This window comes from Microvirga lotononidis (genome assembly GCF_034627025.1).
In the GTDB taxonomy this organism is placed as follows: domain Bacteria; phylum Pseudomonadota; class Alphaproteobacteria; order Rhizobiales; family Beijerinckiaceae; genus Microvirga; species Microvirga lotononidis.
In genome coordinates, this window is the sequence record NZ_CP141048.1 from 917,501 (window position 1) to 943,640 (window position 26,140).

Consider the following 26,140-nt stretch of genomic DNA (forward strand, 5'->3'; position numbering starts at 1 on the left):
GAGGGTTGCGCTCGTTGCGGGACTTAACCCAACATCTCACGACACGAGCTGACGACAGCCATGCAGCACCTGTGTTCCCGCCAGCCGAACTGAAGAGGCGTGTCTCCACTCCTCATACGGGACATGTCAAAGGCTGGTAAGGTTCTGCGCGTTGCTTCGAATTAAACCACATGCTCCACCGCTTGTGCGGGCCCCCGTCAATTCCTTTGAGTTTTAATCTTGCGACCGTACTCCCCAGGCGGAATGCTTAAAGCGTTAGCTGCGCCACTGACGAGCAAGCTCGCCAACGGCTGGCATTCATCGTTTACGGCGTGGACTACCAGGGTATCTAATCCTGTTTGCTCCCCACGCTTTCGCGCCTCAGCGTCAGATCCGGACCAGTCAGCCGCCTTCGCCACTGGTGTTCTTGCGAATATCTACGAATTTCACCTCTACACTCGCAGTTCCACTAACCTCTTCCGGTCTCAAGCCATGCAGTATCGAAGGCAATTCTGTGGTTGAGCCACAGGCTTTCACCCCCGACTTACAAAGCCGCCTACGCGCCCTTTACGCCCAGTGATTCCGAACAACGCTAGCCCCCTTCGTATTACCGCGGCTGCTGGCACGAAGTTAGCCGGGGCTTCTTCTCACGCTACCGTCATTATCGTCGCGTGCGAAAGAGCTTTACAACCCTAAGGCCGTCATCACTCACGCGGCATGGCTGGATCAGGCTTGCGCCCATTGTCCAATATTCCCCACTGCTGCCTCCCGTAGGAGTTTGGGCCGTGTCTCAGTCCCAATGTGGCTGATCATCCTCTCAGACCAGCTACTGATCGTCGCCTTGGTGAGCCATTACCTCACCAACCAGCTAATCAGACGCGGGCCGATCCTTCAGCGATAAATCTTTCCCCTTGCGGGCGTATCCGGTATTAGCCCAAGTTTCCCTGGGTTATTCCAAACTGAAGGGCACGTTCCCACGCGTTACTCACCCGTCTGCCACTGACCCCGAAGGGCCCGTTCGACTTGCATGTGTTAAGCCTGCCGCCAGCGTTCGTTCTGAGCCAGGATCAAACTCTCAAGTTGAAGAATTTGATCTCGACTGTAGTCACTACGCAAATTGACAGAGTCCATCTCACTCCAGGTCGCCCTGAAGCGGTGTACTCACCAAAGCATAGAACTGGTCGATGTCTATCCACCCGAACCCCAAAAGGTCCGGCGCAAGGACACCGCCGCCTACGCTTCTCTTCCCTCTCAACAATGTCAAAGAACAACGCCGCCTCCTCCGGAGACAGCAAAACAACCACGCAGGCCCAACCGTCCCTACCAGGACAACCAGGCCCCGAAGCCGCTGGCCGCAGGATCCGTCCGAACCCCGCCGCCGATGAAGAGGTTCTAGCCGAACCCTCCGCTGCGGTCAACACCTTTTCGAAGAAAATCATTCGAAACCGGCACCCCGCCCCGCCCGTCCAGTATTCGGGCAAGCTTCCGCGGCCGCAGACAGCGTATTCGCCCTCCGCGTTGCGCTCATCCGACAGAACGAATGCTGTCCGGATGCTTCTCCATGGCGTCAGAGGAGCCGCAGGAACTGACCCAAGACTGGCGTTCATGGCTCGTGGCGTCGATCCGGATCCCGCAGGAACCGCGATCGCGACCCGCCCGGCGGCATCCGAAGATCCCGGCCCAAACGGCGTCGGAAGAAAAATGAAGCCCGCCCGGCCACAAGCCGGCGGGGCTGCGGATATGTCCCCTCCAAACCCGTTTGTCAACTCCCGATGCAGCAGGGTCCCAAGAGAGCGCCTACGCCGCCCAGCCGGTATCGGACTCGGATCAAGTCAGTCTGCGATCGAAGTGCGGGAAAGCAGGCTTTCACCCCTCGTGCCGCGGCCCCTGCGGCGAACCCACCTTCGGAAGGTGCCGCGCCCGGCCACGGTTGTTGAGGGCTGTTCTGACCCGGTCCGCCAATTCGGAGCGGCGATACGGCTTGCCCAGGACGTCGGCTCCGACCGAAGCCTTTTCCTCCATCAGCAGCTCATCGTTGTAGCCGGTCGTCAGGAGCACCCCGATGTCAGGGGCCCGCTCGCGCACGACATCGGCGAGCGCCAAGCCGTTCATGCCGCCCGGCATCACCAGATCGGTGAACAGCAGGTCGATCTTGTCGCCGGCTTTGCCGAAGACGGCGAGCGCTTCGTCGGCGTCCCTTGCAACCAGGACCTTGTATCCCAGGGCGGTAAGGTGCTCACGGGCGAGGTCCAGCACATCGTTGCTGTCCTCGACCACGAGGATCGTCTCCGCCTGCCCTCTGGGCTCCGTCAGCGGAAGCCCTGGGCTCGGCTGGTGCGACGCTTGCTCCTGGGCTCCCGCAGCCGGAAAGAGCATGCGGATCGTCGTGCCTGCCTTCCGCTCGCTTTCGATTTCCAGCCGGCCGAGCGATTGCTGCACGAAGCCGTGGACCATCGCGAGGCCGAGACCGGTCCCCCTCCCCTGCCCCTTGGTAGTGAAGAAGGGCTCCGTCGCCCGCTCCAGCACATGCGGCGGCATCCCCTCGCCTTCGTCCCGGATCGTGAGCGCCACATAATCCCCCGGCGGCAGGTGATGAGCGGCCGCATCACCGTTCAGGTGCACTTTGGACGTGCCGATCGTGACGGTGCCACCCTTCGGCATGGCGTCACGGGCGTTGATCAGCACATTGAGCACGGCCATCTCCAGATGCACCGGATCGACCAGCGCCAGCGGCACGCGAGGCCGCAGGCTGAGCTGCACCTCGATCTGAGGGCCGACCGAGTTCTCCAGTATCTCGCCGAACTCGACGATCAGATTGTTCAGGTTCGTCGGCTTCGGCTCCAGCCGTGTCTTGCGCGCGAAGGCCAGGAGCTGCTTCGTCAGCTTGGAACCCCGTTCGGCGGCCCGGCTGGCGTTCTCCAGGGGACGGCGCAGGGAATCGTCCTGGGTGCGGGAGAGCGCCAGCTCCAGGTTACCGGAAACCACCTGAAGCAGATTGTTGAAGTCATGAGCGAGGCCTGCCGTGAGCTGGCCGATGCTCTCCATCTTCTGCGCCTGGCGGAAGGCGGCTTCCGACGTCCGCCGCCGCGTCACGTCGAGCTGGGACGCGAAGAAGTAGAGAAGCTTCCCGTCCTTGTCGAAGACGGGGCCGATGAAACAAGCGTTCCAGAAGGGTGTTCCGTCCCGCTTGTAGTTGAGGAGCTCGACGGAGATGGCCCTTTGCTCGCGGACCGCATTGCGCAGTTCGGCCACGGCCTCCTTGTCCGTCAGGGCGCCCTGGAGGAAGCGACAATTGCGCCCGAGCACCTCCTCTTCCGTATATCCGGTCAGATCCTGGAAGGCCCGGTTGGCGAAGGCGATGGGATTGTCCGGAAGATTTGGATCCGTGAGGATCATCGGCATCCGGGTCATCTCGATCGCGGCGAAGAACACATTGCTGCGGTCGTCGAGACCCGGCTCGCTGATCCTCGCCTCCTGCCAGTGATGAACACCAGGTCCGCCTGTGGGATTGTAGGAGGCATGCTCATGCTCGCCCGCGGCAGGGCGACCGACGCTCTGGCCTCCACCTTGGATATCGGCCTCGTTCCTCGATACACCCTGCTTTTTGTCGATCTGATCGTGACTCATAAAGACCTTGCGACCCGGCTCGACCTGGGTCTCGCCTCATGATTGTAAACATCCGGGAACTGGCAATCGTCACCAGCCGGCATGGCACCCGGACAAGAGCCATCATCGTGATGAATGGCGGCCTCCGGTAAGACGTCTCAGGATCCGCGACAGTTCCTCGGCCGCATAGGGCTTCTGCAGCAGCTCGAAGCCGTGTCGGCCCTTTTCGGCCAGCACATGGCTGTAGCCCGACGTCAGGACAATCGGCAGGCCCGGATGGCACCGCCGGATCTCCTGGCCGAGTTCGATCCCGCTCATGCCCGGCATGACTACATCGGAAAAAACGACATCGAAATCGTCCGTACTTTGCAGAAGAACGAGGGCTTCGGCAGCATTGGCCGCCCAGGTGGTCTCGTAACCCAGATCCTGGAGAACCTGCGTCGAAAAGCGCCCCACCTCGACGTTATCCTCCACCAGGAGCACCCGGCGGCCGCGTCCCTCCTCGGGGGCCGAGCCTGACCGAACATTGCGCGCGCCCCTGGCAACAACGGTCTCGTCGATGCGCGGCAGATACAGGGTGAAGGTGGTGCCACGGCCAACCTCACTCTCCACGGCCACATCGCCTCCGGACTGCTTGGCGAAGCCATAGACTTGCGACAGCCCGAGCCCTGTCCCCTTGCCGACCTCCTTGGTGGTGAAGAAGGGCTCGAAGATGCGGGCGAGCTCGTCCGGCGCAATGCCACTCCCGGTATCCGTCAGCGAAACGGCAACGAAAGGGCCCGTCCCACTCCGATGTCCCCGGATGGCCGGCACTCCTGACGCCTCATCCACCCGTACCGTGAGCGTGCCCTCGCCGTTCATGGCATCCCGCGCATTGACCACCATGTTGACCAGCGCGGTCTCGAACTGGCTCATGTCGGCTTCGATCAGGCAATGTTCGCTGACCATTTCCAAGACGATCCGAATGCGCGAGCCGACGACCGTGCGCAGCATGTCGGTGATGGCGCGGATCCGGTCGGACGCATCGAACACCTCCGGCTTCAGGGCCTGCCGGCGGGCGAAAGCCAGGAGCTGGCCTGTCAGACGGGCCGCACGATCGACGGTGTCGGAAATCGCATCGACGTAGCGCCGCCGCCGCTCGTCCGGCAAGCCGGGCTTGCGCAGCAGGTCGGTGGACGACTTGATGATCGTGAGCAGGTTGTTGAAATCGTGCGCCACGCCTCCCGTGAGCTGCCCCACCGCCTCCAGCTTCTGCGACTGACGCAAGGCGTCCTGGGCCTGGGCCAAGGCCGCGGCGGCCTCCTTCTCGGCCGTGATGTGGCGCCCGTAGGCATAGACCAGATCGCCCTCGACAGAAGTGTGCCAGGAGATCCAGCGAGGAGTTCCATCCTTGTGGCGGTAGCGGTTCTCGAAATTGGTCAGATCATGCGCCGCCGCCGCCTCGTCGAGGCCATCCTGAGTCAGAGCGGCATCCTCAGGCCAGATGAACTCCAGGAAGCTGCGACCGACCACCTCGTCCGGCTCGTGGCCGAGAATGGTCGTCCAGGCTGGATTGACGGCCCGGAAGATGCCGTCGGCACCAACGATGACGAGAAGGTCGCGCGAGTTGCGCCATACCCGGTCGTATTCGGCGCTCCGCTCCAAGACCTGCTGCTCCAGCGATGCGGCCAGCGCCTGCAGCTCCTGCTCGGCCTCCAGCCGCGCGACCGCGGTCCGGGTGCGCTCGGCCACCTCGCGCACGAGGGCGAGTTCGTCCTCGCGCCATTCGCGCGCCGTGGCATGGTTGAGAAACAGGAGCGCGACGAGATTCCCCCGCTCCGTCACGGGCATGTTGATGAAGGCCTGGGCGCTGATGCCCTTCAGCATGTCCGCCGTACCGGCGGTGCGTGGATCCCTGTCGGCATCGGCGATCACGGCGGTTTCACCGCGCTTGAGATCCTCGATATACGAGCCGTATTGGCGGAAGTGCAGGACGCCTGCGATGCTCTCGATGCCCGGCGCGTTCCAGTCGCGGGCGATCGTGATGGTCTCGGCCGCCTTGTCGACCGTACCATAACCGGCCCGGCTCACCTCGAGGGTTCGGCCGAGGATCTCGGCCGCCGCGAACGAAAGTTCGTCAGGATCGGCGATGTCCCGGATGCGATCCCCGAGCTCGACCAGCGCCCGACGATGGGTTTCGGCACGAACCCGATCCGTGACGTCATACCCTTCCACGAAGATCCCGGTTACGGCGCCGTCCGCATCGGTCAGCGGCTGATAGACGAAATCGACGTACCGTTCCGTAGCCAGCTCGCCCTGCCTCGGTTGAATGGTATATTTCGCGGCGGCCAGTCGCAGAGCCCTGCCACTGCCATAAACCTCGTTCAGCAGATCGGCATAGCCTTGCTCGACAGCTTCCGGCAGAGCCTCGCTGATGGTCTTGCCGATGATGTCACGCCGGCCAACGACCTGCAGGTAGGCAGGATTGGCCAATCCGAACCGGTGTTCCGGTCCTTCCAGCAGCGCCACGAAGCCGGGCGCCTGCTCGTACATCCGGGTCAGGCGCTCTCGTTCGGCCTGGATGCGGCGGCCGGCCAGCACCTTGGCCGTCGTCTCCTGGGCGACGCAGAAGATGCCGATGATCCGATCGTCATCGCCCCGGAGCGGCGTATAGGAATAGCTGAACCAGCTCATGTCCCGGTCTCGTCCGGCGAGCGCGAACGGCATGTCTTCGAACCATTGCGCCTCACCCGCGAGCACCGCCGCGTTGATGGGTCCCAGGGTGTCCCAGACCTCCGCCCACAGGATCGGCGCAGGCTGCCCCAGCCCGCTTGGATGCTTGGTGCCGAGGATGGGAATGTAGCCGTCGTTGTAGAGCGAGATCTGCTCAGGGCCCCAGGCGACATAGGCAGGCTGGCGCGCCAGAAGCATGAGGCTGACAGCCGTCTTCAGGGCCTGCGGCCAGGTCGCAGGAGGACCCAGAGGTGTGGCCGCCCAGTCATGGGACCGGATCAGAGCCCCCATCTCACCGCCACCGGACAGGAAGCCAGGGCTGGCCGGAAAAACTGGCTCGCTATCCATTACCCGCAAGCCTGGTCCGAGGGCCGTGCCGCCCTGTTGCGCTGGTTCTGGCGCTCCAGCCTCTGGAACAGACGCAGGCTCACCCGGACCGCCTCGCCCATATCCCGATGACGGCTAGACCTATTCTGCGCGCGAATGAACAGGGCCGGTTCCGCCGTGAGCGAGACGTTGTGGGTCGGATCGAAGGGCATGAAGACAAGTCCAGTGAGAGAGGGCATCTAGATGTCACGCCTAGCCAATCAAGAGAGCGCGAATGCGTCACAAAGGCCGAGGCAGACCGGCTTTCGCCCGTCAGGCGCAGGCGCGAAGCCGCGATGGGTAGTCACCCGAGCCTCACTCAGATCCCCTGAGACATTCAATACTCCGGCACGAGCCTTTCCTCGACGAGAGGAATATCCATGTGGCAGGACAATCCCTCGCGATCATAGGCGATGCTGATCGTCGCATGGCACTGATGCGTCAAAACCCGATGCAGCAACGTCGAGCCGAAACCCTTTCGACTGGGCTTCTCGACAGGTGGACCGCCGCGCTCCAGCCATTTGATGTCGAGGCGGCGCCCCGCTTCCCGATCACGCACGGCCCACACCACGGAAATCTGCCCGCCCGGAACCGAGAGCGCCCCGTGTTTCGCCGCATTCGTCGTCAACTCATGCACAGCCATACCGATCGGCACTGCGAGATCGGCCGAAAGCTCAACGGGTGGCCCGTCCAGGGTGATCCGCCGCTGTGCGCCGTCATCGTAATGGGACAGCTCATTCCTGAACATCTCGATCAGCGGCGCCGTCTGCCAGTAATCCTCCGTCAGGAGATTGTGCGTATTGGACAGGGACACGATCCGGTCCGAGAACGAATTGTAGAATTCGTCGACCGAGCGCGTGGAACGGGCCGTGGCTCCAAGCAGGCCCTGTACCGTCGCAAGCGTATTCTTGACCCGGTGATGCAGCTCGCGGATCAGCAGGGCCTGACGTTCATGCGTCCGCTGGCGCTCCTCGAGATGGGCCTCGACCTCCCTCTGCCTCTGGCGCGCGCGCAGCGCCGAACGTACGGCATTCACCAGGACTGTCGGATGGAACGGACGCTCCAGCACCGTCACGTTGCCGAGCAACTCGGTCAGGTGCTCGACCGGCGAGCCGCCGCGATGGGTCAGCAGAATGAACGGAAAATCGGACCAGGGTGGCTGCCGTTCGACCCAGGCGGCAAGCTCCCGCCGGTCGGCGCTGAGCAGAGCCTCCTCGGTGATCACCCCGCAGGCTGCCGCATCCAACCCCGCAACGAGTGTCTCGGGACTGGAGCAGATAGTGGCTTTGATTCCGACTTCGCCGAGAATGGCCGCTGCCACCACGCCGTCCCGCCCGTGCGGGGCAAGGATCAGCACGGATACCTCATCGGCCTGCGTCATCGTCGGTCTCACGCTCCTCGAGAAGCGAGGCGCGTCGGCCCTCGAATGTCGGTACGCCTGTCAACACACCCCGGAACTGCTCCAGTGGCGGACCAACGCGCAAGCCCTGGCTGTCGATCCGAAATTCGCGGATCGTATCTTCGTGCGGGCCCGTGCGCCGTTTAACCACCGACAACGCTCTCCGGATCCGCCCGTCGGCCTCGAAGAACCGAAGCAACACGACAGCATCGCTCAGGTAGGTCAGATCGATCGGCGAGACCATGTGGCCGACCATGCCGTGCTGTGCCAGGATCAGGATCGTCACAACGCCTTGCTGGTTCAGATAGGTGAGCAGCTCGTGCATCTGAAGCACGATGAAGGGCTGCTCCGGCATGGCATTCAGGTACCCGGTCAGGCTGTCGATCAGCACGACCTTGGCACCTCCCTGCTCTACGGCATCCCGCACCCGGCCCGAGAACTCACCGGGTGAGACATTGGCCGGATCGATCTGCTCGATCCGCAATCGTCCTGACTCCACATGAGCCGTCAGGTCGAAGCCGACCCCCATTGCCCTTTGCATCAGGATACCGGTCGTCTCGTCGAAGCTGACCATCAAGGCCGGCTCACCGCGCTCCAGGGCGGCCCAGAGATAGCCGAGCGCGAGCGTGGACTTGCCCGCGCCCGAAGGGCCGACAACCAGGGTACTCGTCCCCCGGCTCAACCCTCCGCCAAGAAGGGTATCGAGTTCACCGATGTTGCTGGGGATTGTTTCGAGTGCGAACGACGTATGGTGATCGGATGCCACGAGGCGAGGGAAGATCCGCAGCCCGCCCCGTTGGATGACGAGATCGTGATAGCCGCCCCGGAAGGCGGTTCCGCGCATCTTGGTGACACTGAGCCGGCGCCGCTCCGCCCCATAGGCTGGAACAACCTGCTCGAGACGGATGACGGCATGACTGATCGAGTGCAGGTTGAGATCGTCCTGCTCGGATGTAAGGTCGTCGAGCATCAGCACAGTGGCATCGTTGAGCAGGAAATAGCTCTTCAAGGCCAGAACCTGCCGCCGATAGCGCAAGGAACCCTGGGACAGCAGCCGGATCTCGGACAGGGAGTCGAACACGACCCGACTCGGCTTCACCCGTTCGATCTCCGCCAGTGCCATGCGGACTGTCTCACCGAGTTCCAGATCAGACGAGTAGACGAGACTCTGTTGCTGCTGCGGGTCGAGACTCAGTTCCGGTGGCACCAGTTCGAAGATCTCGATACCGTCCAGGGCCCAGCCATGACGCGAGGCGACGGACAGGAGTTCACGCTTGCTCTCGGACAGGGTGATGTAGAGGCAACGTTCCCCCTGCTCTGCCCCGGCAAGGAGAAACTGCATCCCCAGCGTCGTCTTTCCCGAGCCGGGCCGCCCCTCGATGAGGTGAGCGCGGTTGGCGGCATACCCGCCGGCGAGAATATCGTCGAGGCCGGGAACCCCGGTCGGAACCGGGGCGGCATCGGAATGCGACGGTAACGTCATGGAAGTCTCAACGGGTCAACTGTTTCGATCACGTCCGAGTCAACGCCTCAGTCCCATGCTGCTCAACGATCCGACGTTCAGCTCAGCGATACGATGTGACCCTCATGAGGAGGCGCTAGCATGATCTTGTAGATAGGAGCCGCGGACCTGTCTGTCCACATGTGCACACATCGCCAAGGTTATGTTCACAGTTGAACGTAAGTTGCTCTTGTGCGTTGGACCAGCCGAAGCCATGGAGGAAGGACGCCCAATGCAGCCTGCCACGATCCCATCACGCCTCAGGGAAAGGATTGCCGGCAACAATCTTCTGAGTGCCCTCAGACCTGAAGACCTGGCCATCGTGGCGCCTTCGCTTCAGGAATGGGAGGGAGAAGCCGGATCGAAGCTTTACCAGCCTGGAGACGAGGTCAGGTTCGTCTACTTCCCCTGTGGGCCCAGCCTGGTCTCGTTCGTGGTAGAGCTCGAGGAAGGTCTCACGGTGGAAACGGCCCTGATCGGGCGCGAGGGAGCGGTCGGCGGGATCGTGAGCCAGGGACGCCTTCCGGCCTATGCCCGTTCCGAAGTCCAGTTCCCAGGTCCGTTCCTGCGCTTATCGACTGCGGATCTCGAGGAGTTCGAAACCCGGTCGCCTAGCCTGAGGCATCTGTTCGCCCGCTACGCGGATTGCATGCTGGCGCAGGTCTTCCAGTCTGTGGCGTGCAATGCGGTTCATACGATCGAGCAGCGCACTGTGAAATGGCTGCTGGCGGCGATCGACCGAACGGGCGACCATGACATTCCCCTGACCCAGGAACAGCTGGCCAGCATGATGGGCGTCGGACGAAGCTATGTCAGCCGCGTTATTCAGTCCTTAAAGCGCCGGCATTTGCTGGAGACGCGCAGAGGCGGCGTCCGTGTCCGGGACATGGACAGGTTGGATGGCCTGTCATGCGGGTGCAACAATGCTCTTCGCCGCCATTTCGAACAGGTGCTGGCGGGCGTCTATCCCACGGTCGAGGAGAGTTCGGCTCAGAAGGCAGCAGCAGGTAGCAGGCACCCTGGCTCAAGGATGAAGGCCTGACGCGCTTTCACCCTCCTGCGGCAGGGCGCATTGGAAGCACGTGACCTCTGCAAGGGGCCGGCGCATCATCAAGGCCGGCACGCTGCGCGAGCCGCCCGGGCAAGCCGGGCGTGCTCTGCTCGATGAACCGTTATCGCGAACGCGAGTCCTTTCGGCTCTTGAACCTGTTCACGCTTCCCGTGGTCGAGACATCATTCGTGTTGGAAGCAAGCATGCCGCCGGATTTCACCGCATCCGTATTCCACGCGATGTTTTCTGCCGGGAGCAGATGAGCAACGAGCTTTCGTGTCTCACGGGACAGGTGCTTGCCTGCCTGGGCCAGGGGCTTGAAGTCCGCAAGCTTGTGCGCCTCCCCCGGTCGGCCGGTAAATACGCGCAATCCATCGGGAAACATCACCATGTCACCTGGACGCAAGGTGCTGTCGGCCAGAAGCGCCGGAACAGGATTGGCAATTTCGCCGATCGGCTTGGGCTCGACGGGTTTCTTGATCTCCGGCTGCTCCAGAACGACGGGCTTCGGCCGTGGCCGAGGCTTCTGGTAGGATCGTTCAAGTCCCTGATCGGGCTGGTACCCAAAGGATTGAGCCGGCGGGGGCGGCGGGGCAGCAGGTTGGGTGAGTGCCTGGAGGAATGCGAAAATCCCCTCGGCGTGGGCCGGTACGCTTCCCGCCGCTACCGGGAGGATCAGAGCCAGAGCCAATATGCTTCCAGGCTTCGCCCGTGTTGAAAGTGGCATTCTGAGCTTCAGCATCCCCGGCCTCCTACGATGATGGAAGCAACGTGGCTAAGCTCCTCACGTTCCTGTTACTCCGCTACAAACGCAAAATAAACATAAGTTATAAGAATATGCGGATTGGGCCGGAACGGTCTGTCGCGAAATCAGTTGAATTCGCACTTCGAAAGTAAGGCGACTGGTGGGGATACCGATGGAGTCTGGAGCTGACGAGGACTGGCCTGAAGGCCATATCATCGTTGTGCCTCATGCATGGCGGGACGACGATCTCTGGAACGACATGCAGGCCGAAGCCCAGGAGCGGATCGGCACGACATTATGCGAGATGTACGCTGAATTCCTTCAGCAGCCACTCCCTCCAGGTTTGCAGAAAGCGATCCTGTCGCTCGAGTCGGGATCGAAGACGCACTGATATTCTTACCGAGGCCTCGGGAGAGGACAGGACAGCAAGGTGTTATGGCGGCGACATCGGTCAGCGCAGAACCACGTCCTGTCACCGCATCGGGTCTACCCTCCGCCAAAGGCCGCCTTTAGGCGCTCTGCTTGCGAGCCCTTACTCAACCTTCTCTCCAGGATCAACGTCCGTCCATCCCGCGCTTTCCCCGCCCGCCCGTGGCTGAGGCCTGGAGACGATTTCCATGAGAAGCCCCCCGACCCCCAGGGACATGATGTCCGCCCGGGTCACAGGCACATTGGCCAGCAGGCGGTGCAGGATCCAGTCGAAGCCATTCTCCTTCGGGGACCGGGCGCAGCCGGGCGCGCCGATGACGGGCTTGCCGCCAATGGACCCGACAAGAAGCAGGTTTCCCGGATCGACCGGCATGCCGAAATGCTCTACCCGCCCGCCCGCCATCTCGATGGCCGAGGGGATGACGTCACGACGGTCGGCGATGGCCGATGCTCCGAAGATAACGATGAGTTCCGCGTCGCCCCGCGCCAGCAGTGCCAGTTCCTCGGCCAGGGGAGCGGCTTCGTGCGGCACGCGGTGATCCTGCGTGATCCGCGCCTGCGCAGGCTCCAGCCGTCGGCCAAGCACGGCCAGGGTCTTGTCGACGACGCTCGGCTTGAGGCCGGGAAGGACCGTCGAGACGACCCCGATTGCATGCCGCCGGTAAGGTGCGATACGCAGCGCGCCGTCGCCGGCTCGCGCGATGCCCTTCTGCAGCAGGACCTCCGGAATGGCATAGGGAATGATCTTGACGGTGCCGACCATCTCTCCCGCGACGACGGGCTTATAGGCCGGCAGGGTGGCGGCCGTCATGGCCTCGTCGACAGCGTTGAGCCCATGGACGGCATCGACGTCGATGACGAGCACTCCCGCGGTTTCGGCGTAGAGATTGGAGCGTCCCGTAAAAGGGTCTTCGACAGCGACGTCGTCTCCCGCCAGGGCACGGGCGAGCCGGAAGGCCGCATCGTCCTCGGCGATGTCGCCGGGCTCGAAGCGGGCTGCGATGAGGGTCTCGACCCCGGCCTCCTTCAGGCGCCCGGCGATTTCGGCTGTGACGAGGGTCCCTTTCTTCACGATCGTTTCGCCCGCCCTGACGCTGTGAGCCGCCAGGGCTCCGACGGCCTCCTCGATCGGAACCTGTCCGAACTTCACGTCAAGCGCCTCCGCTCCTTGCGCAGGCTCGCGACGATTTCGGCCAGGATGGAGAGCGCGATCTCCGCGGGCGAAACGGCCCCGATGTCGAGACCGATGGGCGCATGGATCCGGGCGATGTCCGCTTCGGTGAACCCGGACGCGGTCAGGCGTTGAACGCGGCGCTCGTGGGTTTTGCGCGAGCCCAGCGCACCGATGTAGAAACTGTCCGACCGCAGAGCCGCCGTGAGCGCCGGATCGTCGATCTTCGGGTCATGGGTGAGCGCGACGAGAGCCGTGTAGCGGTCGATCCCGATGTCGGGCAGCACCGCGTCTGGCCATTCGGCCACGACTGCAACGTCGGGGAAGCGTTCCGGCGTCGCGAAGGCGGTGCGCGGATCGATGATGGTGACGTCGAGGTCGAGGCCTTTGGCCATGGGCGCAAGGGCCTGACTGATATGCACTGCCCCGATGACGATCACTTTCACCGGCGGTGCCTGCACGGTCAGGAAATATCGGCGCCCATCCCGTTCAATGAAACCGCTCTTGCCCTGGCGCAGAGCCCCCTGAAGCTCCTGGGCCAGGGGGTCGCTCCCGACCTCCGCCTCCAAGACGAGACGCTGCTCGCCCGCCTCGACATCGGTCACGAGGATGGCGGCGCGGCGGGCAGCGCGCTCCGCGTTCAGACGCGACAGGAGGTCCAGGCGCATGCTCTCTAATCCACCCGCTCGACATAGACGCTGATCCGCCCGCCGCACGACAGGCCGACCTGCCAAGCGGTCTCGTCGGCGACCCCGAACTCGATCATGCGCGGCTTGCCATCGGCAATCACGTCCAAGGCTTCCGTGATGACCGCTCCCTCGACGCAGCCTCCGGACACGGATCCCAGGAAGTTCGTATCCTCATCGATGACCAGATGGCTGCCCACGGGTCGAGGGGCCGATCCCCAGGTCTCGACCACGGTCGCGATTGCCACCCCCCTGCCCTCGCGCCTCCAGGCTTCCGCCGTCTTCAGGATATCAGTATCGGTCGAGACCATGTTTCTTCCCGGTGTTAGGCGCATGGGGCGGCCCCGCGGGCCCGCACTGAACAGTATTTAGAGCATCTTCCGGAACCGCCCATGATCGATATTGCCACTTCCGATCCTCGAACTGCAACCGGCAGGGAAGCGGGCACCTATCGTCTCATTGACAGGCACGGTGGAGCGGCGTCTCATCGATGGTGAACAAGCACCTTCGTCGGATGGATCGCGACCGGGATGCTGAACGACATCTACAGCCGCCGCATCCTGGAGCTCGCGGCCGATATACCGCTTCAGGGTCCTCTGCCGGACGCCCATGCGAGCGCGAAGGCTCATTCGAAGCTGTGCGGGTCGACGGTCACGGTTCATCTGAAACTCGACGGGGGCGTCGTCAGTGCCTTCTCCCACGAGGTGAAGGCCTGCGCCCTCGGCCAAGCCTCCTCATCGGTCATGGGGCGGCACGTGGTCGGCTCGACCGCCGATGAGCTGCGGGCGCTCCGGGAGGACATGCGCCGCATGCTGAAGGATGGCGGAGAGCCCCCTTCGGGCAAATGGGCCGAGCTGGCGCTCCTGCAACCCGCGCGGGAGCTGAAATCCCGACACGCCTCCATCCTCCTGACCTTCGACGCCGTCGTGGACGCGCTCGCCAAGGCCGAAGCGGCCAGGACGGAGCAGGCGTGCAATGCAGCAACGCTTGGCAGATGACGCGCCGCCTGAATTGTACTTACTCTGTAGCCGGTCTGTGACACGAGGAGATCCGAACATGGCCATGACGATGCAGGGAGAAGTCGAACTTCCGGCCGACCGGGCAACGGTATGGGCCGCCCTCAACGCTCCGGAGGTTTTGAAAGCGGCCATTCCCGGGTGTCAGGAACTGGAGAAGATCAGCGACACGGAATTCCAGGCAACTGCCAAGGTATCGGTCGGACCCGTCAAGGCGACCTTCAAGGGCGGCGTCACTCTTACCGACCTCGACCCACCCAACGGCTATACCATCGGCGGTGAGGGCCAGGGAGGGGTCGCCGGCTGGGCCAAGGGCGGCGCGAAGGTGCGGCTCGAAGACATCGAGGGCGGAACGAAGCTGATCTACGATGTCGAAGCCAATGTGGGCGGCAAGATCGCCCAGCTCGGCGGACGCCTCATCAACGGTGTCGCCAAGAAATACGCCGACGAGTTCTTCGCGAATTTCGCCAGGATACTCTCGCCCGAGACTACCGCTGCGTGATCATCCTGTGAGTCATTCTGCGCCATCTGCCGATACTTGACCGTTCAAACGGAGAGGGCCACACTCGGCCTCGATGGATCGCATTCGTGCGGCCGTCCAACAAAAATGCCTGCTGGCGCCTGAGACCACCCGAAGGTCGGCCGGGCCGCTGGCGCCAGAGGAGGATACCACGCATGACCACCGTCTCCCTGACGGTGAACGGTCAATCCGTCACCGCAGACGTCGATCCCCGCACCCTGCTCGTTCAATTCCTGCGCGACAATCTTCGGCTCACCGGTACCCATGTGGGCTGCGACACCAGCCAGTGCGGCGCCTGCGTCGTCCATCTGAACGGACAGGCTGTGAAGTCCTGTACCGTTCTCGCCGTTCAGGCGAATGCCAACGTCGTCACCACCATCGAGGGCATCGCTGAAGGCGGCGAGCTGCACCCGATGCAAGCGGCCTTCCGCGAGCATCACGGCCTTCAATGCGGATATTGCACGCCGGGCATGATCATGGCCGCCATCGACATCGTGAACCGCAAGGGCAACGCTCTCGACGAGCAGACCATCCGGGCCGAACTCGAAGGCAACCTGTGCCGCTGCACGGGCTACCACAACATCGTCAAGGCCGTGGCCGCAGGCGCGCAGGGCATGGCCCAAGCCCCCCTGCGGCAGGCGGCCGAATAGACCGACAGGCTCACCGAAGACGCGACGCCCTCATCGACGGGTGGAAGCTGCGGGCGAGCCTCGAAGCAGGCGCGATCTCACCGACGTCCGTGCCGAGGCCCCGCTCCCACCTCATGAGGCCCATGAAGACAAGTGAGGACAACATGACCGCAACAGGGATCGGCGCACCCGTCCGCCGGAAAGAGGATCAGCGTTTCGTCACCGGCCAGGGGCGCTACGTGGACGATTTCAACCGACCTGGCCAGACCTACGCCTATTTCCTCCGCTCGCCCCACGCCCATGCGGTGATCCGGTCCATCGACACGGGCCCGGCCAGGATCATGCCGGGCGTCGTCGCCGTCTTCACGGGTGACGACCTCGCGGCCGACAAGATCGGCGGCCTCATCTGCGGCTGGATGATCCATTCGAAGGACGGCTCGCCGATGAAGGCCGGGCCTCATCCGGCCCTCGCCCAAGGCAAGGTGCGCTACGTGGGCGACCATGTGGCGGTGGTGATCGCCGAAACGCTGGCCCAGGCCAAGGACGCCGCCGAGGCCATCGTGGTCGATTACGACGTCCTGCCGGCGGTGGTCGACACGGCGCAGGCCACCAAGGCATCCGTGCAGGTGCACGACGTCTCGCCCGACAACACCGTCTTCAACTGGCATCTCGGCAACAAGGACGAGACGGAGGCGGCCTTCGCGCGGGCCAAGCACGTCACGACAATCGATCTCGTCAACAACCGGCTGGTACCCAACGCCATCGAGCCCCGCGCGGCCGTCGGCGAGTACGACCCCGGGACCGACAACTACACGCTCTACACGACGAGCCAGAACCCGCACGTGGCCCGTCTCGTCCTGTCGGCCTTCATCGGCGTCGCGCCGGAGCACAAGCTGCGCGTCATCGCGCCGGATGTGGGCGGCGGGTTCGGCTCGAAGATCTTCATCTACGCCGAGGAGACGGTCTGCGTCTGGGCCGCGAGGAAGGTCAAGCGCCCTGTCAAGTGGACATCCGACCGCTCGGAAGCCTTCCTGTCCGACGCGCATGGGCGCGATCACGTCACCCACGCGGAGATGGCAACCGACGAGACCGGCAAGATCATCGGCCTGCGGGTCCACACCACGGCCAATCTCGGCGCCTATCTCTCGACCTTCTCGTCATCGGTACCGACTTATCTCTACGCACCGCTCCTGTCGGGCCAGTACGACATCCCGGCGATCTATTGCGAGGTGGATGCGGTCTACACGAACACCGCCCCCGTCGATGCCTATCGCGGCGCGGGCCGCCCTGAAGCTACTTTCGTGGTCGAGCGGCTCGTCGAGAAGACCGCCCGCGAGCTGGGCCAGGACCCGGCCGAGTTCCGCCGCCGGAATTACATCACGCAGTTCCCGCACGCGACGCCCGTGATCATGACCTACGACACGGGCGACTATGCCGCCTCGCTCGACAAGGCCCTGGAGATCGCCGACTACAAGAACTTCCAGCAGCGCAAGCAGGAGAGCGCCCGTCGCGGCAAGCTCAGGGGCATCGGCTTCTCGAGCTACATCGAGGCTTGCGGCATCGCTCCTTCGCAGGCCGTCGGGTCTCTCGGCGCGGGCGTGGGCCTGTGGGAATCCGCCGAAGTGCGCGTCAACCCGACTGGCTCGGTCGAGGTGCTGACGGGCTCGCACAGCCATGGCCAGGGCCATGAGACAACCTTCGCCCAACTGGTCTCGGACCGGCTCGGCATCTCCATCAATCAGGTCAGCATCGTGCACGGCGACACCGACAAGGTGCAGTTCGGCATGGGCACCTACGGATCGCGCTCCGGCGCGGTCGGGATGTCGGCCATCGCGAAGGCCATCGACAAGGTGATCGCCAAGGGCAAGAAGGTCGCCGCCCATGTGCTCGAAGCGTCGGAGGGCGACATCGAGTTCAAGGACGGACGGTTCGGCGTCGCCGGCACCGACCGTTCGCTGGCCTTCGGCGAAGTCGCGCTCCAGGCCTATATCGCGCACAAGTTCTCGGGCCAGGACCTAGAGCCCGGCTTGAAGGAGGGAGCGTTCTACGACCCGACCAACTTCACCTTCCCGGCGGGCGTGCATATCTGCGAGGTGGAGATCGATCCGGATACGGGCGTGACCAGCATCCAACGCTGGACGGCGGTGGACGATTTCGGCGTGATCATCAACCCGATGATCGTCGAAGGCCAAGTCCATGGCGGCATCGCGCAGGGCGTCGGCCAAGCGCTCCTCGAAGGAGCGTTCTACGACCAGAGCGGACAGCTCATCACGGCGAGCTTTAACGATTACTGCATGCCGCGCGCGATCGACCTGCCGTCGTTCCAGGTCGGCATGACGGTAACCCCCTGCCCTTCGAACCCGCTCGGGATCAAGGGCTGCGGAGAAGCCGGAGCCATCGCGGCTCCGCCGGCCGTCATCAATGCGATCACCGACGCCCTCGGCCATGAGGACATTGCCATGCCGGCCACGCCCCAGGCGGTGTGGCGCGCGGCCCAGAAGGCGCGCATGCCCATGGCGGCGGAATAAGGGGAGGATGGAATGTACGCTTTCGAATACCACCGCCCGACGAGCATCAAGGAGGCCGCCGGTCTCATCGGTCAAGTCGAGGATGCCAAGTTCCTCGCCGGCGGCCACACCCTGTTGCCGACCATGAAACTGCGGCTCGCCGGCCCCGCCAACCTGATCGATCTCGGTCAGATCGCGGAGCTGCGCGGCATCGAGCGCACCGACGACACGCTCACCATCGGGGCCATGACCAAGCATGTGGAGGTCGCCAACGCGGCCGAAGTGAAGGAGGCAATCCCGGCCCTGGCGGAACTCGCCGAACTCATCGGTGATCCGCATGTGCGCAATCGCGGCACCATCGGCGGTTCCATCGCAAACAACGATCCTTCGGCGGATTATCCTGCCGCCTGCCTCGCCCTGAACGCGACGATCGTCACGAACCGACGAAAGATCGCGGCGGACGATTTCTTCCAGGGCATCTTCACGACGGCCTTGGAAGAGGGAGAGATCATCACCCAGATCGCGTTCCCGATCCCGTCTCAGGCGGCCTATGCCAAATTCCGCAACCCGGCATCGCGTTACGCACTCGTCGGCGTGTTCGTGGCCAAACATGCCGATGGCGTGCGCGTCGCCGTGACTGGCGCAGGTTCGAACGGCGTTTTTCGCCCGAACGATATGGAACAGGCGCTGAGCGGCAACTTCACCCCGGAGGCCCTCGACGGCGTCGTCGTGCCGGAAGCTGAGATGAACAGCGACATCCATGCGGATGCCGCGTATCGCGCTCACCTCGTCGGCGTCATGGCCCGCAGGGCCGTTCAGGCGGCGGTTGCACGGGGCTGAACAGCCACACCAGCAGAACGTTGACATGATGCCCGGGCGAGCCCGGGCATCATGCCCTCAGGGAGCATAAAGACCCGTGGCCGACCAACCCGGTTCCATCGACGACACCTTGGCCCTTCTGCAGCGCACCGGCTATGTGGCCGACCGGCCTCTCGCGACGGTGCTCTTCCTGGCTCTCAGGCTCGGGCGGCCGCTCTTTCTGGAGGGGGAAGCGGGCGTCGGCAAAACCGAGATCGCGAAGGTGCTCTCGACCGCACTCGGGCGTCGCCTCATCCGCCTGCAATGCTACGAGGGCCTCGATGTCGCGTCCGCGGTCTATGAATGGAATTACGCCGGGCAGATGATGGCGATCCGGCTGGCCGAGGCCACCGGTGCGGTGGAACGCGACACCCTGGAGGACGATCTGTTCTCGGAGCGCTACCTGGTGAAGCGTCCGCTCCTGCAGGCTCTCGAACCTGACACCGCCGGCGCACCGGTCCTCCTGATCGACGAACTCGACCGCACGGACGAGGCCTTCGAAGCCTTTCTTCTGGAGGTGCTCTCCGACTTCCAGATCACCATACCGGAATTCGGCACGGTCAAGGCGGAGCATCCTCCGATCGTCATCATCACGTCGAACCGCACGCGCGAGATTCACGACGCGCTCAAGCGCCGCTGCCTCTATCATTGGGTCGATTATCCGGATGCGGAGCGGGAGCTCGCCATCCTCAGGAGCCGCATCCCACAGGCTTCCGACCAACTGTCCCAGGAGATCGTCGCCTTCGTGCAGGCGATCCGCAAGGAGGATCTGTTCAAGGCTCCCGGCGTGGCGGAAACCCTCGACTGGGCCTCGGCCCTTGTGGAGCTCGACGCGGTGGCGCTCGATCCGGCTCTGGTGTCGGATACGCTCGGCGTGCTGCTGAAGTACCAGGACGACATCCAGAAGATGCAGGGCAGCCGGGCGAAGGAGATGCTGGATCGCGTTCAGGGCGCGTTGAGGACACCCGCGTGACGGATGCGCTCGCCAGCCGGGGCGAAGGCCGTCTCGCGGACAACATCGCCTATTTCGCCAGGGCCCTGCGGGCCGCGGGCCTGCCGGTCGGGCCCGGGGCGGTTCTCGATGCCATCGCGGCTGTCGCGACGGTGGGGATCGGTCCGCGCGAGGACTTCTATTGGATTCTCCATGCCGTGTTCGTGAAGCGGCACGAGCACAGCATCCTGTTCGATCAGGCCTTCCGGATCTTCTGGCGGCGGCGCGCGCTGATCGAGAAGCTGATCGCCCAGATGTCGCCGGTCGCTCCTGGCAGAGCTCAGGAGGAGAAGGCGCCGAAGGCCGGCGCCCTGCGCGTGGCCGAGGCACTTGCCACTCCGCGACAGGAGAAACCGGATCCCGTCGAGAGGACGGAGTTCTCCGCCCGCCTGACCGTATCGGATCGTGAAGTTCTGAAAGTGAAGGATTTCGCCCAGATGTCGGCCGCGGAGATCGCAATGGCCAAGCGCTTGATCGCAGACATATCCCTGCCGGACGACGAGGTGACCACGCGCCGGTTCCTGTCCGATCCGCGCGGCCGCCGAATCGATCCGCGCCGGACCTTCCGGCGGTCGCTGCGCGGCGGCGGGGCCGTGATCGACCTGGCCTATCGCTCCCCGGCCGTGAGGCACGCGCCAGTGGTGGCGCTCGTGGACATATCGGGATCCATGGCCGATTACTCCCGCGTCTTCCTGCATTTCCTGCATGCCATCGCGGAGAAGAGGCGACGGATTCATTCCTTCGTCTTTGCGACCCGGCTGACCAATATCAGCCGCGAGCTGATGAGCCGCGACCCGGACGAAGCTCTCGCCCGCGCATCGAAACGCGTGCAGGACTGGGAAGGAGGGACCCGCATCGCCCATGCGCTGCATGAGTTCAACCGCCACTGGTCACGCCGGGTTCTCGGTCAGGGTGCGATCGTGCTGCTTTTCACGGATGGGCTCGAGCGGGAGGTGACGCCGGAGCTGACCTTCGAGATGGACCGGCTCAAGCGCTCCTGCCGCCGACTCGTCTGGCTCAATCCGCTCCTTCGATTCGACGCCTTCGAGGCCCGCGCCTCCGGAATCCGCGCGATGCTGCCCCATGTCGACGAGTTCCGGCCCATTCATAACCTCGCGTCGATGGAAGACCTCTGCCGCACGTTGTCCGGCGACCCGTCCAAGAGGGCCTTTCCACGCCAGTGGCTGCGGGCATCGTGAAAATCGGGTTCGTCAATCCTCCATCGCTCGGGGAGCCTGCTCATAAAGGTGAACCTGCGGCCCAGGATCCACTTCACGGCACAATGCCCTAATCCTCCGCCTCACTGGACCGCTTGGCTGACCGCGTTCGGCTGCGTGGCTTGCGTGTATACGTGTTCGGCCGCGTCACAGGCTCGGACGGCACGACGGGACTCTTCGGCTTCGTCCCTTCGCGGCTGAAGAAAACCGCGCTGCAACATAGGACGAACAGAAAAGGCATCACCAGAAGGACGAAGATCTGTGTATCGGTCATTCCCATGAATCGCGCAGTGATGTCGGTGAAGGGCGTCGCTCGTCAGGCGCTCGCACGTGGTCCCGAAGACGCCCGAAAATGGCAGGAAGAACTCGATAGGAATGCGGGATTGTCGCTGGCGATGCGTGATCTACATCCAGGATATGCGTCATCCCCTTGGCACATGGACGCCCTGATCGAAGCTTGAGACAGCGCCTCGGTCGGGGCGCTCTCTCGCTTCCTCACGCGGCATCGATGATACCGATTCCGGAGGTGCTGCGCTCGACATTCGAATGAATGGTGCGGCCGAGAGGACTCGAACCTCCACGGGTCTCCCCGCTACCACCTCAAGGTAGTGCGTCTACCAATTCCGCCACGGCCGCGCTGGGGCTCTGTTAGCGCATCGTGCGGAAAAGGGGAACCCGGTTTTTCGCTCGCGACGATGCGCTGGTCCAGGAATGGGCAGCCGGGTCCATAAAAAAGCCGTCGATCTCCCCGATGGCCTGCGCTCCATATCGACCCATACGAGGTTACAACCACCTTGAGCACCGGATTTATCGCGACTGCCATCGTTCTGATCATCGGCTACATGATCGTGTCTCGGGTCATCGGCCTGGCTTTCCGCCTTGTGGTTCCCGTGGCATTGCTCATCATCCTGGGCGGAGCCGGCATATTCTCGAGCCTGATTCCGGAGCGTGGCCCAGACGTATCTCATGGCCAAGCCCAGCATCGTCCCGCGAGCGACATCGGCGATCTCCGCCTGCGCGACATCGCCGATGTCGCCGTGGACGCGATTCGCTCCGTGCTGCAGGGCGGTCTTGCCCTCCTGAACGGCGTGAGCGGCGATACCGAACCGGAGCTGAGGCGCGAGCCGCGCTGGTCCGACGAGCAGCAGCGCATTCGTCGGTATGAACCGTATGACGAACGCTCCGACTTCGTCGACGATCCGCGGCAGGGCGAGCCACGGCATCGCTGGTAGGCAGCCCTCTGCAATCGACTTGGAGCAGAAAGTCGTTGATGAACGTCAGTCGCCGGATTTCCCAGCGGCTTTGCGCAGGGCCGCGTTGATGCGCTCCTGCCAGCCTGGACCATCCTCCTGGAAATACGCGAGCACGTCCTGGTCGATGCGCAGCGTGATGGTTTCTTTCACGCCTGGGATCGCAGCCGCCTTGGGCGGTCCTTCGATCGGCTTCGTCGTGACCTTCTTGAACGCCGCTTCCGCCGCCTTCAAGGGATCTGTCGTGCGACGTCCGCCCGGTGATCTCGACATGCTTTTGCTCCTGCGATTGAGCCGTAGGGATCCGACTCGTGCATGGTAGCAGGTTCGGAAAAATTTGAACCCTGACAGTTTCCGCTGAGCGGCCGCTGCGGATCGGGCCACGTCATCGAACGATATTCCACATCATCGGGGGAGCGCCGAATTTAGACTTGTGTCTCGGACAACTTCTCCTTGCTGAGGCCCGATCCGTCTGCGTACATTGAACCCCATCAACGACAAGAACAATCAATCCTGCAGGAACTTTGGGGGGACCTCTTGGCCGAGTACGACCTGGTCATCAAAGGTGGGAGCGTCGCGACCACCGAAGGCGTCGCGACGATGGACGTGGCGATCCAGGGTGGAACCATCGCCGCATTGGGCCGCGACCTTCAGGGCCGCGCCAGAATCGTTGCCGCCGGCAAGCTCGTTCTGCCCGGCGGCGTGGATGCTCATTGTCATATCGAGCAGCTCTCCGGCGGCGGATTGATGAATGCCGACACCTTCGAGACGGCGACACGCTCCGCCGCGTTCGGCGGAACGACAACGGTCATATCCTTTGCGGCCCAGCACCGCGGAGACAGCCTGCGCGATGTGGTGGAGAACTATTCGCGCCTCGCAGCAGCCGGCGCGGTGACGGATTATGCCTTCCATCTCTGGATTTCAGACCCGACGCCTGAAACATTGGAGCAGGATCTCCCGCGCCTGATCGAGGCCGGCCATCGGTCGATCAAGATCTTCATGACGTATGATCGGGTGCGCCTTCTCGACGAGCAGGTGCTCGACGTGATGATGGTAGCGCGCAAGCACGGAGCCCTGGTCTGCGCCCATGCCGAGAACCACGGCATGATCAAGTGGATGGCCGACAGGCTCATCTCTCGCGGTTATGTCGAGCCGAAGTTCCATGGCGTGAGTCATCCACGGGTCTGCGAGATCGAGGCCTTCGAGCGCCTGAGCCGCTTCTCGCAGCTTCTCGACCAGCCCGTCATGCTGTTCCACGTCTCGACTGCGGAAGGCGCCGCGGTCGTCCGGCGCGCGCGTGGCGAGGGCATCAAGATCTTCGCGGAAACCTGTCCGCAATACCTGTTCCTGACGGCCCAGGACCTCGACCGTCCGGACCTCGAGGGCGCCAAGTGGATGTGCTCCCCTCCTCCGCGCACGACGTCGGACCAGGAGGCCCTATGGCGCGGGATCGATCTTGGAGACCTGCAGATCGTCTCCTCCGACCACGCACCCTACAGGTTCGATGAAAGCGGCAAGCTGGCAGCCGGGGCGAACGCGGATTTCAAGCAGATCGCGAACGGTCTGCCTGGCCTTGAGACCCGTCTGCCGCTGCTCTTCGACGCCATGGTGAGCCAGGGGCGCTCGACCATCGAGAAATTCGTCGAGCTGACCGCCACCGCCCCGGCGAAGATGTACGGGCTCCATCCTCGCAAAGGCGCCATCGCGGTGGGCGCCGATGCGGACATCGCGATCTGGAATCCCGACCGGGAAGTCGTTCTCCGGGACGATGGCCTGCACGATAATGTCGGCTACAATCCCTTCGCGGGCCGCAGGCTGAAAGGCTGGCCGGAGACCGTCCTGCGCCGCGGCGAGACGATCATCAGCGACGGGCGGCTTCAGGCGGCTCCGGGATCGGGGCAATTGCAGCTGCGCGACATCGCGGCCTCCATGCGGCCGACCGGCAGGCTCAGCCCCGAGTTCGATCCCGCCACCAATTTCGGCGCGCAGCTTCTGTGATCGCGCCGGCAGCCTGCCTCATCACCCATCAACCCATTCCCATCGGGTCGACAGATCATGACCGACACAATCAAGGTTGTCCGCAAAGCCGCCTGGGCTGTCGCCTGGGACGAGGCTTCCTCGCAGCACGTCTACATGCGCGATGCCGACATCGCCTTCTCGGCCTCCGGAATTCTGTATGTCGGCCCGGATTATCAGGGCCGCGCCGACAAGGAGATTGCCGGCGCAGGACTCATGGCGATGCCGGGCCTCGTCAACATTCATTGTCACTCCGGCGACGAGCCGATCGCGAAGGGCTTGTTCGAGGATGTCGGAACAGCCGCTCTCTGGGGCAATGCCCTGTATGAATATTCGGCCCTGATCGACGCCGACGCGGACGCCAAGGCCGCCTGTCAGACGGTGATGCTGAGCGACCTGATGCGCAGCGGCGTGACCACGCATCTCGATATCGCATCGCCTTCCCCGAAATGGCTCTCCCTTGCGGCCGCGAGCGGTTTGCGGGCCTATCTCGCACCCGGTTTCCGCGAGGCGCAGTGGCGCATGGCCGGAAGCCATCGCCTCGACTTCGCGTGGAACACGGCCCAGGGCCGCGAGCGATATGCCGAAGCCCTGGCTTTCGTCGACGAAGCGCGTGCGCATCCCAGCGGCCGCATCGACGGCGTGGTTGCACCGTCGCAGATCGAGACCTGTTCCGAGGAGCTGATCCAGGACGCCGTCGCCGAGGCGCGCCGCCGCGGCATGCGCATCACCATCCATGCCGCTCAGACCATGGCCGAGCATGAGGAATTGCTGCGGCGGACCGGCGAAACCGCCCCGGCATTTCTGGAGCGCCTCGGCGTCCTCGGACCGGACCTGATCCTGGGCCATTGCATCTTTCTCGATCACCATTCCTGGACGAGGCATCGCAGCCGTGACGACCTGACTCGGCTCGCCGCAAGCGGAACATCGGTCGCCCACTGCCCCGTCACCTTCGCGCGCAGCGGCATGACCCTGGAGAGCCTCGGCGCCTATCGTCGGGCCAGCGTCAATGTCGGTCTCGGCACCGACAGCTATCCGTTCAACATGCTGGAAGAGATGCGGGAGGCGCTGATCTGCTCGCGCATCGCCGGCCGCAGCGTTTTCGATCTCGATACCGGCAGCCTGTTCGCGGTCGCGACGACGGGCGGGGCGAAGGCTCTTGGTCGCAACGACATCGGCCGGCTGGCGGTCGGCGCCAAGGCGGATCTGGCCTTGGTGGATGTGAGCCATCCGGCCATGCAGCCCGTCCACGATCCGTTGCGCAACCTGATCCATTGCGCTGCGGAGCGCGCCATTCGCGACGTCTATGTGGATGGGCAGGCCGTCCTGAAGGACCGACGCGTCGTCAACCTCGATTACGACGGCGCGGTTCGGGAACTGCAGGATGCACAGAAGCGCGCCTGCCGGCGGGCCGAGCGGGACGATCCGCAGGGCCGCCCTATCTCCGTCCTCGCTCCCTATTCCCTGCCGTTTGCTCGCCAAGGATAAGTC

General features: G+C 63.8%; 23 protein-coding genes, 1 tRNA gene and 1 rRNA gene (1 of these 25 only partly in view). 13 read left to right on the plus strand and 12 right to left on the minus strand.

Annotated elements, in window-relative coordinates; translation table 11 throughout:
* The 6 genes from U0023_RS04325 to U0023_RS04350 form a co-directional block, all read right to left on the minus strand.
* A 16S ribosomal RNA gene (locus U0023_RS04325) occupies positions 1-1,062 on the minus strand (it extends 425 nt beyond the left edge of the window).
* A 783-nt stretch (positions 1,063-1,845) separates the two neighbouring features.
* Positions 1,846-3,606 (minus strand): histidine kinase famiy protein, encoded by a 1,761-nt coding sequence (locus U0023_RS04330; RefSeq protein ID WP_009763567.1) that lies wholly within the window; start codon positions 3,604-3,606, stop codon positions 1,846-1,848.
* Positions 3,607-3,708: 102 nt separating this feature from the next.
* The gene (locus tag U0023_RS04335; protein ID WP_009763566.1) at positions 3,709-6,645 is read right to left on the minus strand and encodes a GAF domain-containing hybrid sensor histidine kinase/response regulator; all 2,937 of its coding nucleotides are present in this window, start codon (positions 6,643-6,645) and stop codon (positions 3,709-3,711) included.
* Positions 6,645-6,863 (minus strand): hypothetical protein, encoded by a 219-nt coding sequence (locus tag U0023_RS04340; RefSeq protein ID WP_040638701.1) that lies wholly within the window; start codon positions 6,861-6,863, stop codon positions 6,645-6,647. The genes U0023_RS04335 and U0023_RS04340 overlap by 1 nt, the downstream gene beginning before the upstream one ends.
* 137 nt (positions 6,864-7,000) lie before the next feature.
* The gene (locus tag U0023_RS04345; RefSeq protein WP_009763564.1) at positions 7,001-8,044 is read right to left on the minus strand and encodes a sensor histidine kinase; all 1,044 of its coding nucleotides are present in this window, start codon (positions 8,042-8,044) and stop codon (positions 7,001-7,003) included.
* Entirely contained in the window at positions 8,028-9,545 is a 1,518-nt protein-coding gene (locus tag U0023_RS04350) for an ATPase domain-containing protein (RefSeq protein WP_009763563.1), read from the minus strand. The genes U0023_RS04345 and U0023_RS04350 overlap by 17 nt, the downstream gene beginning before the upstream one ends.
* 250 nt (positions 9,546-9,795) lie before the next feature.
* Between U0023_RS04350 and U0023_RS04355 the strand changes: the two genes are divergently transcribed.
* The gene (locus U0023_RS04355) at positions 9,796-10,605 is read left to right on the plus strand and encodes a Crp/Fnr family transcriptional regulator (protein WP_009763562.1); all 810 of its coding nucleotides are present in this window, start codon (positions 9,796-9,798) and stop codon (positions 10,603-10,605) included.
* A 130-nt stretch (positions 10,606-10,735) separates the two neighbouring features.
* On the opposite strand, the gene U0023_RS04360 is transcribed toward U0023_RS04355, so the two are convergent.
* Complete coding sequence (locus U0023_RS04360; RefSeq protein ID WP_009763561.1) at positions 10,736-11,356, minus strand: hypothetical protein; 621 nt, start codon at positions 11,354-11,356, stop codon at positions 10,736-10,738.
* A gap of 175 nt (positions 11,357-11,531) precedes the next feature.
* Between U0023_RS04360 and U0023_RS04365 the strand changes: the two genes are divergently transcribed.
* Positions 11,532-11,750 carry a hypothetical protein gene (locus U0023_RS04365; RefSeq protein WP_009763560.1) on the plus strand — a complete coding sequence of 73 codons (219 nt, stop codon included), beginning with the start codon at positions 11,532-11,534 and terminating at the stop codon, positions 11,748-11,750.
* A gap of 141 nt (positions 11,751-11,891) precedes the next feature.
* Here the strand turns inward: U0023_RS04365 and U0023_RS04370 are convergent, their stop codons facing one another.
* Genes U0023_RS04370 through U0023_RS04380 form a run of 3 tightly spaced genes read right to left on the minus strand, consistent with a single transcriptional unit; the run spans position 11,892 to position 13,956 of the window.
* Positions 11,892-12,938 carry a molybdopterin-binding protein gene (locus U0023_RS04370; RefSeq protein ID WP_009763559.1) on the minus strand — a complete coding sequence of 349 codons (1,047 nt, stop codon included), beginning with the start codon at positions 12,936-12,938 and terminating at the stop codon, positions 11,892-11,894.
* A complete protein-coding gene (locus tag U0023_RS04375) occupies positions 12,935-13,627 on the minus strand; it encodes an XdhC family protein (RefSeq protein WP_009763558.1) in 693 nt (230 codons plus the stop codon). The genes U0023_RS04370 and U0023_RS04375 overlap by 4 nt, the downstream gene beginning before the upstream one ends.
* Before the next feature lie 5 nt (positions 13,628-13,632).
* Positions 13,633-13,956, minus strand: coding sequence for an XdhC family protein (locus tag U0023_RS04380; protein WP_009763557.1), 324 nt, complete (start codon positions 13,954-13,956; stop codon positions 13,633-13,635).
* A gap of 219 nt (positions 13,957-14,175) precedes the next feature.
* On the opposite strand from U0023_RS04380, the gene U0023_RS04385 reads away from it, so the two are divergent.
* The 8 genes from U0023_RS04385 to U0023_RS04420 all read left to right on the plus strand — a co-directional run bounded on the left by U0023_RS04385 (position 14,176) and on the right by U0023_RS04420 (position 21,844).
* On the plus strand, positions 14,176-14,643 hold the full coding sequence (locus tag U0023_RS04385; protein ID WP_009763556.1) for an iron-sulfur cluster assembly scaffold protein: 468 nt from the start codon (positions 14,176-14,178) through the stop codon (positions 14,641-14,643).
* Positions 14,644-14,701: 58 nt separating this feature from the next.
* Positions 14,702-15,163: an SRPBCC family protein gene (locus tag U0023_RS04390; RefSeq protein WP_009763555.1), complete on the plus strand. Its 462-nt coding sequence runs from the start codon at positions 14,702-14,704 to the stop codon at positions 15,161-15,163.
* A gap of 173 nt (positions 15,164-15,336) precedes the next feature.
* Positions 15,337-15,831, plus strand: coding sequence for a (2Fe-2S)-binding protein (locus tag U0023_RS04395; RefSeq protein ID WP_009763554.1), 495 nt, complete (start codon positions 15,337-15,339; stop codon positions 15,829-15,831).
* Between the two features lie 143 nt (positions 15,832-15,974).
* Positions 15,975-18,338 (plus strand): xanthine dehydrogenase family protein molybdopterin-binding subunit, encoded by a 2,364-nt coding sequence (locus U0023_RS04400; RefSeq protein WP_009763553.1) that lies wholly within the window; start codon positions 15,975-15,977, stop codon positions 18,336-18,338.
* A 12-nt stretch (positions 18,339-18,350) separates the two neighbouring features.
* Complete coding sequence (locus U0023_RS04405; protein ID WP_009763552.1) at positions 18,351-19,157, plus strand: FAD binding domain-containing protein; 807 nt, start codon at positions 18,351-18,353, stop codon at positions 19,155-19,157.
* Positions 19,158-19,233: 76 nt separating this feature from the next.
* Entirely contained in the window at positions 19,234-20,148 is a 915-nt protein-coding gene (locus U0023_RS04410; protein ID WP_009763551.1) for an AAA family ATPase, read from the plus strand.
* Complete coding sequence (locus U0023_RS04415) at positions 20,145-21,365, plus strand: vWA domain-containing protein (protein WP_009763550.1); 1,221 nt, start codon at positions 20,145-20,147, stop codon at positions 21,363-21,365. Before U0023_RS04410 ends, U0023_RS04415 begins: the two co-directional genes overlap by 4 nt.
* Positions 21,366-21,478: 113 nt before the next feature.
* Positions 21,479-21,844: a hypothetical protein gene (locus tag U0023_RS04420; RefSeq protein ID WP_154661140.1), complete on the plus strand. Its 366-nt coding sequence runs from the start codon at positions 21,479-21,481 to the stop codon at positions 21,842-21,844.
* Between the two features lie 90 nt (positions 21,845-21,934).
* Here U0023_RS04420 and U0023_RS04425 read toward each other — a convergent pair.
* A tRNA-Leu gene (locus tag U0023_RS04425) sits at positions 21,935-22,019 on the minus strand.
* 158 nt (positions 22,020-22,177) lie between these two features.
* Here U0023_RS04425 and U0023_RS04430 point away from each other — a divergent pair.
* Positions 22,178-22,615 (plus strand): hypothetical protein, encoded by a 438-nt coding sequence (locus U0023_RS04430; protein ID WP_009763549.1) that lies wholly within the window; start codon positions 22,178-22,180, stop codon positions 22,613-22,615.
* A gap of 45 nt (positions 22,616-22,660) precedes the next feature.
* Here U0023_RS04430 and U0023_RS04435 read toward each other — a convergent pair whose 3' ends face one another.
* Positions 22,661-22,906 carry a BrnA antitoxin family protein gene (locus U0023_RS04435; protein WP_009763548.1) on the minus strand — a complete coding sequence of 82 codons (246 nt, stop codon included), beginning with the start codon at positions 22,904-22,906 and terminating at the stop codon, positions 22,661-22,663.
* Between the two features lie 264 nt (positions 22,907-23,170).
* Here U0023_RS04435 and hydA point away from each other — a divergent pair, with 264 nt between their 5' ends.
* Both hydA and U0023_RS04445 read left to right on the plus strand, forming a co-directional pair.
* Positions 23,171-24,631 carry a dihydropyrimidinase gene (gene hydA, locus U0023_RS04440; protein WP_009763547.1) on the plus strand — a complete coding sequence of 487 codons (1,461 nt, stop codon included), beginning with the start codon at positions 23,171-23,173 and terminating at the stop codon, positions 24,629-24,631.
* Between the two features lie 57 nt (positions 24,632-24,688).
* Positions 24,689-26,137, plus strand: coding sequence for an amidohydrolase family protein (locus tag U0023_RS04445; RefSeq protein WP_009763546.1), 1,449 nt, complete (start codon positions 24,689-24,691; stop codon positions 26,135-26,137).
* Positions 26,138-26,140: the final 3 nt, after the last annotated feature.

Bases quoted from the DNA above. Each gene is read 5' to 3' on its own strand.
- U0023_RS04355 (WP_009763562.1), top strand. From the start codon at position 9,796: ATGCAGCCTGCCACGATCCCATCACGCCTCAGGGAAAGGATTGCCGGC.
- U0023_RS04350 (WP_009763563.1), bottom strand. From the start codon at position 9,545: ATGACGTTACCGTCGCATTCCGATGCCGCCCCGGTTCCGACCGGGGTT.
- U0023_RS04345 (WP_009763564.1), bottom strand. From the start codon at position 8,044: ATGACGCAGGCCGATGAGGTATCCGTGCTGATCCTTGCCCCGCACGGG.
- U0023_RS04360 (WP_009763561.1), bottom strand. From the start codon at position 11,356: ATGCTGAAGCTCAGAATGCCACTTTCAACACGGGCGAAGCCTGGAAGC.
- U0023_RS04445 (WP_009763546.1), top strand. From the start codon at position 24,689: ATGACCGACACAATCAAGGTTGTCCGCAAAGCCGCCTGGGCTGTCGCC.
- U0023_RS04335 (WP_009763566.1), bottom strand. From the start codon at position 6,645: ATGGATAGCGAGCCAGTTTTTCCGGCCAGCCCTGGCTTCCTGTCCGGT.
- U0023_RS04380 (WP_009763557.1), bottom strand. From the start codon at position 13,956: ATGGTCTCGACCGATACTGATATCCTGAAGACGGCGGAAGCCTGGAGG.
- U0023_RS04435 (WP_009763548.1), bottom strand. From the start codon at position 22,906: ATGTCGAGATCACCGGGCGGACGTCGCACGACAGATCCCTTGAAGGCG.
- U0023_RS04340 (WP_040638701.1), bottom strand. From the start codon at position 6,863: ATGCCCTCTCTCACTGGACTTGTCTTCATGCCCTTCGATCCGACCCAC.
- U0023_RS04395 (WP_009763554.1), top strand. From the start codon at position 15,337: ATGACCACCGTCTCCCTGACGGTGAACGGTCAATCCGTCACCGCAGAC.
- U0023_RS04330 (WP_009763567.1), bottom strand. From the start codon at position 3,606: ATGAGTCACGATCAGATCGACAAAAAGCAGGGTGTATCGAGGAACGAG.
- U0023_RS04390 (WP_009763555.1), top strand. From the start codon at position 14,702: ATGGCCATGACGATGCAGGGAGAAGTCGAACTTCCGGCCGACCGGGCA.
- U0023_RS04365 (WP_009763560.1), top strand. From the start codon at position 11,532: ATGGAGTCTGGAGCTGACGAGGACTGGCCTGAAGGCCATATCATCGTT.
- U0023_RS04400 (WP_009763553.1), top strand. From the start codon at position 15,975: ATGACCGCAACAGGGATCGGCGCACCCGTCCGCCGGAAAGAGGATCAG.
- U0023_RS04375 (WP_009763558.1), bottom strand. From the start codon at position 13,627: ATGCGCCTGGACCTCCTGTCGCGTCTGAACGCGGAGCGCGCTGCCCGC.
- U0023_RS04385 (WP_009763556.1), top strand. From the start codon at position 14,176: ATGCTGAACGACATCTACAGCCGCCGCATCCTGGAGCTCGCGGCCGAT.
- U0023_RS04405 (WP_009763552.1), top strand. From the start codon at position 18,351: ATGTACGCTTTCGAATACCACCGCCCGACGAGCATCAAGGAGGCCGCC.